At 62.2% G+C, this 13786-nt stretch carries 14 protein-coding genes; 6 read left to right on the top strand and 8 right to left on the bottom strand.

The window, feature by feature from the left end; translation table 11 throughout:
• Positions 1–27: 27 nt before the first annotated feature.
• Positions 28–1080 (bottom strand): selenide, water dikinase SelD, encoded by a 1053-nt coding sequence (gene selD / locus AC0L7I_RS08070; protein WP_473399043.1) that lies wholly within the window; start codon positions 1078–1080, stop codon positions 28–30.
• A gap of 78 nt (positions 1081–1158) precedes the next feature.
• Here selD and mnmH point away from each other — a divergent pair, with 78 nt between their 5' ends.
• Positions 1159–2211 carry a tRNA 2-selenouridine(34) synthase MnmH gene (gene mnmH, locus AC0L7I_RS08075; RefSeq protein WP_473399044.1) on the top strand — a complete coding sequence of 351 codons (1053 nt, stop codon included), beginning with the start codon at positions 1159–1161 and terminating at the stop codon, positions 2209–2211.
• Here the strand turns inward: mnmH and rnhA are convergent.
• The 7 genes from rnhA to map all read right to left on the bottom strand — a co-directional run bounded on the left by rnhA (position 2208) and on the right by map (position 8900).
• Complete coding sequence (gene rnhA / locus AC0L7I_RS08080) at positions 2208–2651, bottom strand: ribonuclease HI (RefSeq protein ID WP_473399045.1); 444 nt, start codon at positions 2649–2651, stop codon at positions 2208–2210. The genes mnmH and rnhA overlap by 4 nt on opposite strands.
• A 41-nt stretch (positions 2652–2692) precedes the next feature.
• Entirely contained in the window at positions 2693–3253 is a 561-nt protein-coding gene (locus AC0L7I_RS08085; protein WP_473399046.1) for a hypothetical protein, read from the bottom strand.
• A 19-nt stretch (positions 3254–3272) separates the two neighbouring features.
• A complete protein-coding gene (locus AC0L7I_RS08090; RefSeq protein WP_473399047.1) occupies positions 3273–4259 on the bottom strand; it encodes a homoserine kinase in 987 nt (328 codons plus the stop codon).
• 10 nt (positions 4260–4269) lie between these two features.
• On the bottom strand, positions 4270–5754 hold the full coding sequence (locus AC0L7I_RS08095) for a spinster family MFS transporter (RefSeq protein WP_473399048.1): 1485 nt from the start codon (positions 5752–5754) through the stop codon (positions 4270–4272).
• A 26-nt stretch (positions 5755–5780) separates the two neighbouring features.
• Positions 5781–7268, bottom strand: coding sequence for a spinster family MFS transporter (locus tag AC0L7I_RS08100; protein WP_473399049.1), 1488 nt, complete (start codon positions 7266–7268; stop codon positions 5781–5783).
• 105 nt (positions 7269–7373) lie between these two features.
• On the bottom strand, positions 7374–8075 hold the full coding sequence (gene radC / locus AC0L7I_RS08105) for a RadC family protein (RefSeq protein WP_473399050.1): 702 nt from the start codon (positions 8073–8075) through the stop codon (positions 7374–7376).
• Between the two features lie 3 nt (positions 8076–8078).
• Entirely contained in the window at positions 8079–8900 is an 822-nt protein-coding gene (gene map, locus AC0L7I_RS08110; RefSeq protein ID WP_473399051.1) for a type I methionyl aminopeptidase, read from the bottom strand.
• Between the two features lie 179 nt (positions 8901–9079).
• Between map and AC0L7I_RS08115 the strand changes: the two genes are divergently transcribed.
• Genes AC0L7I_RS08115 through AC0L7I_RS08135 form a run of 5 tightly spaced genes read left to right on the top strand, consistent with a single transcriptional unit; the run spans position 9080 to position 13740 of the window.
• Complete coding sequence (locus tag AC0L7I_RS08115; protein ID WP_473399052.1) at positions 9080–10405, top strand: serine hydrolase domain-containing protein; 1326 nt, start codon at positions 9080–9082, stop codon at positions 10403–10405.
• A gap of 30 nt (positions 10406–10435) precedes the next feature.
• The gene (locus AC0L7I_RS08120) at positions 10436–11203 is read left to right on the top strand and encodes a competence/damage-inducible protein A (protein WP_473399053.1); all 768 of its coding nucleotides are present in this window, start codon (positions 10436–10438) and stop codon (positions 11201–11203) included.
• Positions 11200–11688 (top strand): hypothetical protein, encoded by a 489-nt coding sequence (locus tag AC0L7I_RS08125; RefSeq protein ID WP_473399054.1) that lies wholly within the window; start codon positions 11200–11202, stop codon positions 11686–11688. The genes AC0L7I_RS08120 and AC0L7I_RS08125 overlap by 4 nt, the downstream gene beginning before the upstream one ends.
• 48 nt (positions 11689–11736) lie before the next feature.
• Positions 11737–12510 (top strand): enoyl-CoA hydratase, encoded by a 774-nt coding sequence (locus tag AC0L7I_RS08130; protein WP_473399055.1) that lies wholly within the window; start codon positions 11737–11739, stop codon positions 12508–12510.
• A gap of 18 nt (positions 12511–12528) precedes the next feature.
• Positions 12529–13740, top strand: coding sequence for an acetyl-CoA C-acetyltransferase (locus AC0L7I_RS08135; RefSeq protein WP_473399056.1), 1212 nt, complete (start codon positions 12529–12531; stop codon positions 13738–13740).
• Positions 13741–13786 lie beyond the last annotated feature (46 nt).

Genomic DNA, 13786 nt, shown 5'->3' on the forward strand with positions numbered 1-13786 from the left:
TCCCAAAGCCGGGCTTTTTCTATTCTATCAGACGACGCGCACACCGGACGTGCCGGCTTCCATGCGTCCGATCACTGCGGCACCTGCATGGCCGTGACGTGCGAACACGCCGAGCACGGTTTCGGCGGCCTCCGGTGCACACGAGACCAGCAGCCCGCCGCTCGTCTGGGGATCGCACAGGACGTCGAGTTCGGCATCTGGCAGCGAGCGTTCAAGCGTGACAGACGCTTTCACCGAGTCCCAGTTGCGGCCTGATGCGCCCGTTTTGACTCCCGCCTCGGCCAGGCGTCGCGCGCCCTCGAACACCGGCACCGACCCTGCTTCGACGACACCGCAAACGCCTGCGCCACGGCACATTTCCGACAGGTGCCCGAGCAAACCGAATCCGGTCACATCCGTAGCCGCGTGCACGCCGTCCATGCCGGCAAGATCGCTGCCTGGCGTGTTCAGGCGCGTGGTCGAGGCGATCATCTCGGCATAGTCGGACTCCGCGATGATCCCGCGCTTCAACGCGGCGCTGTAGATGCCAACGCCCAGCGGTTTGCCGAGGATCAGGACGTCGCCAGCCTTCGCACCGGAGTTCAGCAGCATCTTGTCCGGGTGCACCAGTCCCAGCGCGACCAGACCGTAAATCGGCTCTGCCGCGTCGATTGAATGGCCGCCAGCAATCGGTGCCCCTGCAATCTCCGCGACAGATTGGCCACCGGCGAGGATGGCCCGGATCGTCGCGTTCGAAATCTTGCCAATCGGCATGCCGACGATGGCAAGCGAGAAAATCGGACGGGCGCCCATGGCGAAGACATCCGACAGGGCATTCGTCGCCGCGATGCGGCCGAACGTGTGCGGGTCATCGACAATGGGTGTGAAGAAATCCGTCGTCGCGACCAGCGCCGTTGTGTCATTCACGCGGTAGACCGCAGCGTCATCGCTGGTTGCCGCATCGACAATCAGGTTCGTGCTGCCCAGCGCCAGCGGCATCTCGCTCAAAATGTCGGCCAGCACGTTCGGCGCGAGCTTGCACCCGCACCCGCCGCCATGGGCGAGGGAGGTCAGTGGCGGCTCTGTCTTCGTATCGGGCATGGCGTGTCCTTGTCTCTCCGACGGGCTTAGCGCGCACGCCTCTGGCGAGGCAATGAAAACCTGCTAAGCGTGCACGCAATGCCTTACCTAGAAACCGTCACAGACCTTGGCCCCGAAACCCTGTCGCGCTTCGATGCCATCATCGATGTGCGCTCGCCCGCAGAATTCGCGGACGATCACATGCCGGGCGCAATCAGCCTGCCAGTCCTGAGCAATGCCGAACGGGCCGAAGTCGGCACGATCTACAAGCAGGAGAGCCCGTTCCAGGCCAACCGGATCGGCGGCGCCATCGTCGCGCGCAACATTGCCGGGCATCTCGAGACGGCGCTGGTGGACATGCCGCGCGGCTGGCGCCCGCTCGTGTATTGCTGGCGCGGTGGGATGCGGTCGAACGCGATGGCGACGATCCTGTCATCGGTGGGCTGGCCGGTCGGCATCGTCAAAGGTGGCTACAAGACATGGCGCCGCGAAGTGGTTCATGGTCTCGACGGGGACACGGACCCCTTGCCGATTGTCCTGATCGACGGTCCGACCGGAAGCGGCAAGACAGCCATCCTGCTGTCCCTTGCTGAACAGGGCGGGCAAGTGATCGATCTCGAAGGCCTCGCCAATCATCGCGGCTCGGCCTTCGGCGGATTTGACGACCAGCCGCAACCAGCCCAGCGCCTCTTCGAGACCCATATATGGGACCAGCTGCGTCGGTTCGACCTGTCGCGTCCCGTCTATGTCGAAGCCGAATCCGCGCGTGTGGGCCTTCGCCGCGTGCCCCGCCGACTGTGGCACGCCATGCTGGCCGCGCCGCGAGTCGAGATTCACGCGCCTGCCGCTGTTCGCAGCGCATTTCTCGTCTCGGCCTATGGCGACGCCGTCAGCGACCGCGACAGCGTTGCCCGGTCGCTTGGCCTGCTCAAGCCATTCCATGCGAAAGAGACTCTCGCAGAGTGGCAGGCGCTGGCAGATGCGGGCGAACATCGCAAACTCGCCGAGGTGCTGATGCTGGAACACTATGACCCGCTCTATGCCCGCAGCCGCAAGCGGCGCGAGGATCAACCGGTCCAGGTCGTCGCGCTATCCGGCCTGTCATCAGGTGACGTGGCCGGGGCAGCGAAAGCCATTCTCGAAAACGCCTAGCGTCCGCGTGCCTGGTCCGTGCCGCGCCGGGCGAGTTCATCCGCGCACTCGTTGCCCGGATCTCCGTCATGGCCCTTGACCCATTTCCACTCGATGTCATGGCGCTGGCAGGCCTCGTCGAGCGCTTGCCACAAGTCCTGGTTCTTCACCGGCTTCTTCGCGGCTGTCTTCCAGCCATTGCGCTTCCAGCCCTTGATCCACTTGGTCAGGCCGTCCTTCACGTACATCGAATCGACATGAAGCGTGACCTTCGAAGGGCCCTTGAGAGCATTGAGGGCCTCGATCACGGCCTGCATCTCCATGCGGTTATTGGTCGTCTGCTTCTCGCCGCCGAACAATTCCTTGCGATTGTCACCGGCAATGAGGAGCGCGCCCCAGCCGCCGGGGCCGGGATTGCCGCTGCAGGCGCCATCCGTCCAGATTTCGATCAGATCAGTCATGGGTTTCAGGTGATGGGTTTCGCTGCACCCGTCAAGACGGCTCAGAATACGTTCACATCGACATCGCGCAGCTGTTCTGCGGGCCGGACAATCGCATGGAAAAGCAGCCCGCACCCTGCGCCAGCCAGCGCACCGACACTGGCGCCCGAGACGAGCGCGCCGAGGCCGGTCACAACGCTCTCGATCAAGCCAAACCCGCCTGTCGTTCCGCCCACCAGAATAGCGCCCCAGATGACGGCCCAGCGGACATAGGGCTGTTTGGCGGCTATTCTGCGGTGCGGCATGCGACCGATCGAAAACCCCAGGGCAATCCAGGCTGCCGGCACCGTGATGAAGAAGAGAATGAAGTTCAGGGCCGATAGCTGCAGGCCGGTTGTCAGCCCCCCGAAAAAGGTCGATTCAAACGGCATCACACGGTCGATTCCCATCGCCCCCATCAGGGCCTGCGACAGGCCGAGACTGATTCCGCCGATCAGCGACACGCCGAGACAAGCCGCCAGCGACGACAGGAAAAGGGCGAGCTTGACCCGTTTGATGTGCTTTCGCGGCGCGGGATCGGCATAGGCAGGTACGCTGTCGCTTCTGTCTGTTTCGACGGTCATGCTGGCCCCGCTAGTGCATTTACCCGCCATAGTCGGCGGCGCTTATCACCTTGCGATGAAAGGCCAGCCGGCCGGCATATTCGAGGGGATTTTTGGGCTTTACGAGGGCGCCTTCCGGCGTGTCCGTCCAGTCGACAAGGCGGGTGAGGAAAAATCGGAGCGCGGCGCCTCGGGCCAGAACGGGCAAGGCTTCGCGTTCTGCCGGTTCCAGTGGGCGCACGCTTTCATAACCGGCGATGAGGGCTGCGCCCTTTGAGAAATTGTATTGCAGTCCAGCGGAATCGCCCGCCATGCCGTCCTCGAACGCCCAGGCATTGAGGCAGACGGCAAGGTCGTAGGCGAGCGCATCCGTGCAGGCGAAATAGAAGTCGATGGCGCCGGAAAAATCGTCGCCGAGAAAGAAGGCATTGTCCGGGAACAGGTCGGCATGGACCGTCCCACGGGGGAGGGGAAGGGCGTCAGGATCCGCCTGTGCGATATCGCCAAGGTCAGCGGCGATGAGCGCTGCCAATCCGTCCTGCAAGGCGTCTGCGCCCGCCTCACGGCCCTTCCAGAGGCGCGGCCATGAAGCAGGCCCCAGCGCATTCTCGCGTGCCATCGGGAAATCGGCTAGCGCCACGTGCATCCGGCCAAGGCCCTCGCCGAGCGCGCGGCATTGGGCGATGTTCGGGCGGCGGGGCGAAAGCCCCTCAAGGAAGGAAATGATGACTGCCGGTCGGCCTTCCAAAGCGCGCAGGGCGGTGCCGTCCTTGCCCATGATCGGCTCCGGGCAGGGATACCCCTTGGACGCAAGGTGCTGTTTCAGGCCGATGAAATAAGGCAGGTCGTCCGCCTTCACCCGCTTCTCGAACAGGGTCAGGATGTAGCGGCCCGTCGTCGTCTCGAGATAATAGTTCGAGTTCTCCACGCCCTCGGCGATGCCCTTGAAAGCCAAGGGCGTGCCGAGATCATACTCGGCGAGGAACGCAGCCAGCGCCTCGTCGGAAACCTGTGTATAAACAGCCATGAGGCGCGGTTTAGTTTGCCGCGCTGATCATGTCACGCTTCAGCGTCTTGCCGGCCCACAAATAGTGCAAGGCCGCCCAGCCATAAAGCGAGGCGAATATGATGATGGACCATTGCAGTCCGCGGGCATTCGCATCGTCACAGGCGGCGATCTGGTCAGCGGGCAGGACACTCGTGTCACGGCACAGGTCGAGCGTGAGTTCGAGGTGATGGCCGTTGATGATCAGCGTCTTCAGGAAGGTCGACAGGAATCCGATCAGTGTTGGCCCAAGACCCAGCCCGATCAGGTTGACTGCGAACAGGGTAATGGCCACGGCCGTTGCGCGCGTTCGACTGTCGACGACGCCCGCCGAGACCGCATACATCGGACCGAGATAGAAATAATGCAGCGTCGCGGCCGCCATCAGGGGCGGGAGCATAAGCGGCACAGAGGGGCTCAGGTAACCGATCCAGTAGAGCGGAACGGAAAGGCCCATGCCCAGCGCGGGCATCCATGACAGGGCATTCGGATGGCGCGCTGAAAACTTGTCGGCAAGGTATCCGGACAGGAAAACGCCCAAAGCGGCCATTAGGCCAAGCACGAGGCTGAAAATCAGCGCGGCTTCGGTGAGCGAGAGGCCATGGGTGCGCCGCAGGAATGAGGTCGAGAATTGCGCGATGCCGTAGCCGGTGAAGGACGCGATCGCGGCGCCGATAACGACGTGGACATAGGTGGGCTTCTTCATCAGCTTTCGGAGGGCAACTCCGAAACCCTCACGCTCAAGTTTGTCGGTGCCGGGCGGGTCAGTGTAACCGCGCGGCGGCTCCTTGACGGTCAGGGCGAGTACGACCGCGAACAGCACGCCGGGCAGGCCGACCGCAATGAACGCGATCCGCCAGCCTTCGAGGCTTTGCCAGTCGATCGCATTCTGCAGCCATCCCCAGCCCCATGAACCGAGCAGGTTGTAGACATTTTCCCCGGTCACATAATCGTTGATCGGACCGCCTGCGAGGCCAGCCATCATGCCGCCAAGTGGTACGCCCAAGGCATAGATGGATGCCGCCGTGGCGCGGCTCGATGGCTTGAAATAGTCGGCAATCACGGATTGGGCTGGCGGCGTGCACCCGGCTTCCCCGATACCGACGAGAAGCCGGCAGGCAAACAAGGTCGCAAAGCTGACGGCAAACCCGCACAGCACCGTCATCAGGCTCCACATCAGCAGTGAAACGATGATGATTATCATGCGGCTTTTTCGTTCGGCGATGCGGGCGATGGGAATCCCCAGCGTCGTATAGAACATGGCGAATGCGAGCCCGCCGAGCAGTCCCATGTGCCAGTCTTCCAGCTTCAGGCTGGTCTTGATCGGCTCCGTCAGGATCGCAAAGATCGACCTGTCGATGAAATTGAAAATGTAGACAATGAGCAGCGATGACAGGACATAGGCCCTGTAGGCGGGTGTGCGATATCCGGTCTCATAGCCCGGCTTTCGTTCGGCACTGACGGTCGTGTCGGTCATCGTGGTTTCCTTGTGCGCTGAGCGTATCAGTCGATATTGGCGACAAAATCACGCTTGAGTGTACGGGCCGACATGAAGAAGGCGAACGCGGCGATCAGGAACCAGCACACCGTAAGCGAGATAGACTGCTTCAAGCCTTGCGACGTTGCGTAAACGCACGCCGAGACCTGATCCTCGGTGAAGCTGTCTCGGGCGCGGCAAGCGGCAACTGTAAGCCCGGCTCCATGCTCCTGGGCCGCGAGGTTCATGTTCATGAACAGGTCAGAGAAAAACCCAACGAAATAGGGGCCGATGCCGTTCCCGATGATTGATACAAGAATGAGAAGGATCGCGATGGCGGTGGCGCGCGACCGACTGGAAACGACCCCCTGGCCGATATTGTACTGCGCCCCAAGGTAAGCGTAGTGCGCCGTGGCAGCGATAGCCCACAAGACGAAGACGATCGTGAGGTTCGAGGAGTAGAAGGCGCCGATATAACATGGCACGGCGATCAGCAGTCCGACGGCAGGAACGATGGCAATCGCCGTGATGGACCGCTTGGAGAACCGCTCGGTGATCAACCCGCCGACGAAGGTTCCGATAGCGGCGCAGAAAGAGAGAGGCGCACCATAATGCACGGCTGCGTCCCGTACGCCGATGCCATGCTCGCGTTGCAGGAATGGCGCCTGAAAGCTGACCAGACCGTAGCCGACAAAAGCAACCAGAGACGCGCCAAGGGCCATCCACCAGAAGCTGGGCTTTGTCGCCAGCTCACGTAGGGTTTCGGTGACGCTCGCCCTTTCGATTTGATGCGCGGTTGGCGGATCGGAGTATCCTCGGGGCGGCTCCTTGATGGTCAGCAGGACAAGAAGGGCGATCAGCACGCCCGGCACCCCGACGACAACAAAGGCCACCCGCCAGCCTTCCACGGCAGCCCAGTTCAGGCTGCCGAACATCCAGCCCATGCCGATACCGTTGACGAAATTGCCAACATCGGCACCAGCCAGTTCCGCAATCGGTCCGCCAAATAGATTCGCCAGTACACCGCCCAGCGTTACGCCCATCGAATAGATGCCCAGCGCCGTCGATCGGCTCTTGGGGATAAAATAATCGCCAATGATCGAATTGGCAGGAGGCGTGCAGCCAGCCTCGCCGACGGCAACCCCGATGCGGAAAAGGAGCAGCGTCATGAAGCCCATGGCTACGCCGCAGAGGGCGGTCATGACCGACCAGAGTATGATACAGGCCGTGATGATCTTCACGCGGTTGGAACGGTCGGCCCACATGGCAATGGGCAGTCCCATAACCGCGTAGAAAATCGCAAAAGGCGGCCCGTAGAGCAGCCCCCACTGAGAATCAGTCAGCTCAAATGTTCGGATGATGGGTTCTGCAACAACCGCAATGAGTGTGCGGTCGATGAAGTTCAGTGTGTAGACCACCATGAGGAGAAGCAACACATAGTTGCGATACCGTTTGGACCCGAAACCGGTCATTTGCCCATTCGTAGCGGTGTTGCCCGCGGTGGTGTCGGTCATGCGCTGTCAGCCTCCCTAAACTGGTCGCGCTCTGACGGCGCGTATTCGATTTTGCGCACGGTAGCGGCCTGCCGTCCATCCGCAAGCCTTATCGTGGCGTTACGGTCAGATCAGGCCAGACGAACGGAAGCTTGTCACGCCCCCGGTGCCGGCGATCAGGTGATCGTGGACCGTGATATCCAGGGGGTCGAGCACACTGATAATCTCGCGCGTCATGTCGATATCTGCGCGCGAGGGGGTCGTGTCCCCTGAAGGGTGGTTGTGCACCAGGATCAGGCTGGAGGCCTGCAATTCCAGGGCGCGCCGGGCAATTTCGCGGGGATAGACCGGCGCATGGTCGACCGTGCCCTGGCCCATGACTTCGTCGGCAATCAGCTGGTTCTTACGGTCGAGGAACAGGACCCGGAACTGCTCGCGCCCTTCATGCTGCAATTCGGTGCGCACATAGCTGACGAGCGCCGTCCAGGACGAAATGGCAGGCCGCTGGCGAATTTCCTCGCGCGCGGCGCGAGATTGCAGTTCGGTGATCGCCTTGAGGTAGGCCGCAACGGTTTCGCCAATCCCATCAATCTTGACGAGGTCGGCCGCAGGCGCGGCCAGCACGCCCGACAGGCTGGCGAATCGGGCCAGCAATGACTTGGCAACGGGCTTCACGTCACGGCGGGGAATGAACGCCATGAGGATGACTTCCAGCACCTCATAATCGTCCAGCGCGCCGGCGCCGCGTTTCAGCAGCTTGCCCCGCAGCCGTTCGCGATGGCCTTGCCAGTGGGGTTTGGTGTCCGGCTGGCTGTCGCCCCCCGGCATCGCCTATTGCTTGACCGTGTGGGGGGTGTGCAGGCCTTTGGGCGACTTTGTGAATATCTCGACCCCGGTCTCCGTCACGCCGACCGAATGTTCGAACTGGGCCGAGAGCTGGCGATCCCGGGTCACGGCGGTCCAGCCATCCGGCAGGATGGCCGCGTCCTTGCGCCCAAGGTTCAGCATCGGCTCAATGGTGAAAAACATGCCGGGCTTGAGTTCCGGGCCGGTGCCATAGTCTGACGAGTGAACGACGTTCGGTTCGTCATGGAAGAGGCGGCCGAGTCCGTGTCCGCAGAAATCCTCGACCACGGACATCCGGTTCAGGCGCGCAATCTCGGATATCGCGCCGCCAATGTCGCCGAAACGGGCACCGGGTTTCACGGCGTTGATGCCTGCCATCAAGGCTTCATAGGTCACATCCATCAGGCGTTCGGCTTTCCGCTTCACCTCTCCGACGGCATACATCCGCGAATGGTCGCCGTGCCAGCCGTCGAGGATGCAGGTCACGTCGATATTGGCAATGTCGCCTTCCTTCAGCGGCTTTCCGCCCGGGATGCCGTGGCAGATGACGTGGTTCACCGAGATGCAGGAGGCGTGGCGATAGCCGCGATAGCCGATCGTCGCCGACTGGGCGCCGTGATCGAGGACAAACTCGCGCACAAGGTCGTCGAGATGACGCGTGGTGACGCCTGGCCTGACCTCGCCGACCAGCATGTCGAGGCATTCTGCGACCAGGCGGCCGGCCTTGCGCATGCCTTCAAATCCCTCCGCATCATGGATGCGGATTTCGCCGGTGCGCATGGGCAGGAGGGCTGTCGTATCGGTCATGGATCATGCTTTCAGGTATCTGTGTCCCTATTTGGCAGATTGCGGCCGAAATTTCCACCTTTCATGACGGTTTCAGGCTGTTGCAGCTCAGCACTCAGGACACTTACGCCACGTTCAGCTTGCAGGCTGGCGACATCTCTCTAACCTTGCAGGCAAAACCTGATTTGGGAGGGAATGTGATGGCTTCAGCGAATTGGATTGTGTCTCGGGCTTTGAGCGTGGGACTTGCGGCGGTCTTCAGCCTGGGTGCCTGCACCAGCGTGCCGGTCGCAGACCCGGTCAGCCTCTCACCGCCCGCCGAGGCCAGGCGTTTCTCGCCGGAGGGGATCGCCGCGCTGGAAGCGGCCATGGCGAATGAGGTGGCGCTTGGCCATGTCAAAGGCATCGCCACGCGCCTTGTGCGCGATGGCGAAGTGGTCAGCGACATGCAGGCGGGCGTACGCCGCGTCGAGGACAGCGCGCCAATCACCGACGACACGATCTATCGCATCTATTCGATGACAAAGCCCATCACCGGCGTGGCCTTGATGATGCTGTACGAGGAAGGCGCGTTCACGCTGGACGACCCGGTGACGAAATTCGTGCCCGAATTTGCGAACCTGAAAGTGTTGGACGGCGTCGATGAAAACGGGGAACCCATCCTGGCCGACCCCAACCATGTTCCGACCATGCGCGAAGTGATGACACATACGGCTGGGTTCGCCTATGGCCTGTTCGGTGACGACATCGCGAACAAGGCTTTCCGCGACGAGCTCATCCTGTACTCGCCTGATCTCGACGTGTTCATCGACAAGGTGGCCGACGTTCCGCTGCTTTTCCAGCCGGGCACCGCGTGGTCTTACAGTGCGTCGGTCGATGTCCAGGGCTATGTCGTCCAGGTGATTTCAGGGATGCGGTTTGGTGAGTTCCTGCAGGCAAGGCTGTTTGCGCCGCTCGGCATGACCGATACCGGGTTCTATGTGCCCGAAGCAGACCTGGACCGGTTCAGCGAGGTCTACGTCTATTCGCCAGAGCAACCTGAACTGGGCCTGTTGCCCTACAATGTGCCGGCTGTGCAGTTCCGAAAGGAGACCGTTGGTATGGAATCCGGTGGTGGCGGTCTCGTCTCCACGATGGATGACTATACGCGGTTCTGCCAGATGCTGCTCAACGACGGCGAGCTGGACGGCGTTCGCATCCTGAAACCCGAGACTGTCGCCCTGATGCGGACCGATATGCTGCCGGTCGGCGCAAGGCTGTTTTCCGACGGCACCCAGCCAAGTGCTCAGACCGACGGGTTGGGATTCGGGCTTGATTTCGGTTTGATCGTCGACCCGGAAGCGGCGCAGCGGCCACAAGGCGCCGGCACGTATTTCTGGGGCGGGGCGGCTGGCACATGGTTCTGGATCGATCCGGAGAACGACCTGTTCTTCATCGGCATGATCCAGCGTTTCGGTTCGAACGGGCCCGAGGTGGATTTTCGCGGAGAATCGGCGCGCCTCGTTTATGACGCGCTTGCGGAATAGGCCGCTCTGGGCAATGTGAGTATGATGACCATGCCTTCACCCACTGCCGCCGTTCTGCTGATCGGCGATGAACTCCTGTCCGGTCGCACCCGCGATATCAACCTGCAGCAGATCGCCAAATACCTCGCGCCGCTTGGCATTCAGGTGCAGGAATCGCGCACTGTGTCAGATGTTCAGGAAAGCATCGTGAAGGCGGTGAACGATCTGCGCGCGGCCTATACCTATGTGTTCACCACGGGCGGGATCGGCCCGACGCATGACGACATTACCGCAGACGCGATTGCGGCGGCCTTTGGCGTCGGCATCGGCGAACATCCTGAAGTCATCGACATGCTGTCGGCGCGCTATGCCGAGATGCAGACGGAGTTCACGCCTGCGCGTCGCCGCATGGCCCGCATTCCTCACGGCGCACAATTGGTCTCCAATCCCGTTTCCGGCGCGCCCGGATTCCAGATGGAGAATGTCTTCACGCTGGCTGGCGTGCCGCAGGTTGCCCGTGCCATGCTGGAAGATATCGGCCCGCGCCTGCGCACCGGCGCGGTCGTGCACAAGGTCACGATCCGGGGCATTGGCTTGCGCGAAGGCGATATCGCCGAACCGCTCGGCGCGTTGGCTCAGGAAATTCCCGAAGTGGCCTTCGGCTCCTATCCCTGGTTCCGGTCGGTCGGCGACAATGGCGTTCATCTCGTCGCCAGCACGATCCGCGAAGACCTGATCGCGAACGTGACGCAGCGGCTTGAAAACATCATCACGGCAACGGGCGTTAAACCCGAACGCATCCTGGAGGACACGAAGTGACGTCATTCCTGACGCGAACGCCTGTGATCTGGGGGCTGTTTGTCGCTGCGATCCTGATCGGTGCCGGGTTCGGCGTATTTGGTGAAGCCGCCGGCGGCACCTATCTCGACTCGATCACCAATGGGGACCAAAGCCGCTCGCTGGTCGCGAGCCTCAGCGAAGCGCAACGCTCGGCGCATTTCTGGGTGACAGTGTTGCTCGATACCGCGTACCCGCTGGCCTATGGCGGATTCCTAGCCGCTATGGCGCTGCGCTTCTTTGGCAAGTATGGACGCCTCGCGGCGCTTCCCGCCCTGGCGACGGCGATTGTCGACCTGACCGAGAATACGGTCCAGGCCCTTGCCTTGTCTGGCGCGGCTGATGCACTCGATGCGAAGGACTGGCTCACCCCCTTGAAATTCGGCCTGTTTTTCCTGGCTGCGGCAATCGCCCTCGTCGCGCTGCTCATCGCGGTCGTGAACATATTCCGCAAACGGAAAGCCTGAAGGCCGACCGAAGCACATACGAAACGAAGACTGGAAGGATACGCCTGCATGGCTGAGAACATCATCACTGTTGAACGCGACGAAGCGGTTGCGATTGTCACCCTGAACCGGCCCGACGCACTGAATGCGCTGAGCCGCGCGCTGCGCGCGGAAATCTCGCGCACGTTCACTGCGCTTGCGGCTGACAAGGACATCCGCGCCGTGGTGCTGACCGGCGCCGGCCGGGCCTTCACGGCGGGCGTCGACCTCAAGGAAGCCGGCGAAAAGGGCTTCGCCCTCGGCGCTGACGGCGGCGAGATCGATATCGCCAAGGCGATAGGCGCCTATCCCTGGCCGGTCATTGGCGCGATCAACGGGTTTGCAATCACCGGCGGCTTCGAACTGGCCCTCATGTGCGATGTCCTGCTGGCATCTGAGAATGCCAAGTTTGCAGATACGCATGCACGCGTCGGGATCATGCCAGGCTGGGGCTTGTCGCAGAAACTCTCGCGCCTGATCGGCATCAGCCGCGCGAAGGAACTCTCCTTCTCCGGCAACTTCCTTGACGCGGAAACCGCTGAACGCTGGGGCCTCGTCAATCGCGTCTACAAGGCCGACGACCTGCTGCCCGCTGCCCGCAAGCTGGCGCATGAGATGACCAGCTGCGACCCGGTCCTGCTGCGCGGTTACAAGAAGATGATCGATGACGGCTTTGCCATGCCGTTCGGCGAGGCGCTGAAGGAAGAGATCCGCCGTTCTGCTGCCCACGCCGCAAATGTCACCGCCGAAAGCGTGGAAGCGGCGCGCAAGCAAGTCACAGAACGCGGCCGCGGCCTGAACTAGATCAAGAGGATTTCCCCAATGAGAGATGTTGTAATCTGCGAGCCGGTTCGCACGGCTGTTGGCGGTTTTGGTGGCGCATTCAAGACGGTTCATGCGCATGAAATGGCGAGCCACGTCATCAGCGAACTGATGGCGCGCACGAAACTGCCAGCCGAAGCGGTCGAGGATTGCCTGTTTGCGCAATGCTATCCGACCATGGAAGCGCCGGCCTTCGGGCGGATGGTGGCGCTCGATGCGGGCCTGACAACCTCGACCGGCGGCTACCAGATCGACCGCCGTTGCGGTTCGGGCCTGCAGGCGGTGATCAATGGCGTGATGCAGGTGGCCACCGGCGCGAATGACCTTGTTATTGCGGGCGGGGCTGAAAGCATGTCGAACGCGCCTTTTTTCTCCATCGATATGCGCTGGAATATCAAGGGCGACGGCCTGATGCTGCATGATGGCCTGTCACGCGGTCGTTATACCGCGGGCGGCAAGTTCCACCCGGTTCCGGGCGGCATGATCGAGACGGCCGAGAACCTGCGCCGCGACTACCAGATCACCCGCGCCGCGCAGGATGAGTTTGCGTTCAATTCCCACATGAAGGCGGCTGCGGCCCAGAAGAGCGGCAAGTTTGCCGACGAGATCATTCCCTTTTCCGTGAAGGGCCGCAAGGGCGACACCGTGGTGTCGGAAGACGAGCATATCCGCGCGGATTCCACGCTGGAGAAATTGTCCTCGCTGCGGGCCATCCAGGGCCGGGCAGACCCCGAAGCGACGGTCACGGCTGGCAATGCGTCCGGCCAGAATGATGGCGCGGCGGCCTGTATCGTCTGCACGCGCGAAGCGGCGGAAAAGTATGGCCTGAAGCCTTTGGGCCGACTGGTTTCCTGGTCGGTGGCCGGGGTCGGTCCGTCCGTCATGGGTATCGGGCCGGTGCCGTCGAGCCAGAAGGCGCTCAAGCAGGCCGGGTTGGACTTCAAGGATCTCGACCTGATCGAACTCAACGAGGCGTTCGCCTCGCAAGTGCTTGCCTGCACCAAGGCGCTGGGATTGGGCGCGGACGACATGGAGCGGTTGAACGTCAACGGCTCGGGTATATCGCTGGGCCATCCGGTGGGCGCGACGGGCGTGCGGATCCTGACCACGATGCTGCGTGAGATGGAGCGACGCGAGGCGCGCTATGGACTTGAGACCATGTGCATTGGCGGCGGGCAGGGCCTGGCGGCGGTGTTCGAACGGGTCAGCTAGACAGGGCGGCCCGCTTGCCAAGGCAGGCGGGCGCGCATACTCAGGC

The organism is Hyphomonas sp. J20-32, assembly GCF_055808555.1.

What these genes read in the sequence shown, in the direction of transcription:
- AC0L7I_RS08135 (WP_473399056.1), top strand. Translation starts at nt 12,529, where the DNA reads ATGAGAGATGTTGTAATCTGCGAGCCGGTTCGCACGGCTGTTGGCGGT.
- AC0L7I_RS08120 (WP_473399053.1), top strand. Translation starts at nt 10,436, where the DNA reads ATGCCTTCACCCACTGCCGCCGTTCTGCTGATCGGCGATGAACTCCTG.
- AC0L7I_RS08100 (WP_473399049.1), bottom strand. Translation starts at nt 7,268, where the DNA reads ATGACCGACACCACCGCGGGCAACACCGCTACGAATGGGCAAATGACC.
- selD (WP_473399043.1), bottom strand. Translation starts at nt 1,080, where the DNA reads ATGCCCGATACGAAGACAGAGCCGCCACTGACCTCCCTCGCCCATGGC.
- mnmH (WP_473399044.1), top strand. Translation starts at nt 1,159, where the DNA reads ATGCCTTACCTAGAAACCGTCACAGACCTTGGCCCCGAAACCCTGTCG.
- radC (WP_473399050.1), bottom strand. Translation starts at nt 8,075, where the DNA reads ATGCCGGGGGGCGACAGCCAGCCGGACACCAAACCCCACTGGCAAGGC.
- map (WP_473399051.1), bottom strand. Translation starts at nt 8,900, where the DNA reads ATGACCGATACGACAGCCCTCCTGCCCATGCGCACCGGCGAAATCCGC.
- AC0L7I_RS08115 (WP_473399052.1), top strand. Translation starts at nt 9,080, where the DNA reads ATGGCTTCAGCGAATTGGATTGTGTCTCGGGCTTTGAGCGTGGGACTT.
- rnhA (WP_473399045.1), bottom strand. Translation starts at nt 2,651, where the DNA reads ATGACTGATCTGATCGAAATCTGGACGGATGGCGCCTGCAGCGGCAAT.
- AC0L7I_RS08085 (WP_473399046.1), bottom strand. Translation starts at nt 3,253, where the DNA reads ATGACCGTCGAAACAGACAGAAGCGACAGCGTACCTGCCTATGCCGAT.
- AC0L7I_RS08090 (WP_473399047.1), bottom strand. Translation starts at nt 4,259, where the DNA reads ATGGCTGTTTATACACAGGTTTCCGACGAGGCGCTGGCTGCGTTCCTC.
- AC0L7I_RS08095 (WP_473399048.1), bottom strand. Translation starts at nt 5,754, where the DNA reads ATGACCGACACGACCGTCAGTGCCGAACGAAAGCCGGGCTATGAGACC.
- AC0L7I_RS08130 (WP_473399055.1), top strand. Translation starts at nt 11,737, where the DNA reads ATGGCTGAGAACATCATCACTGTTGAACGCGACGAAGCGGTTGCGATT.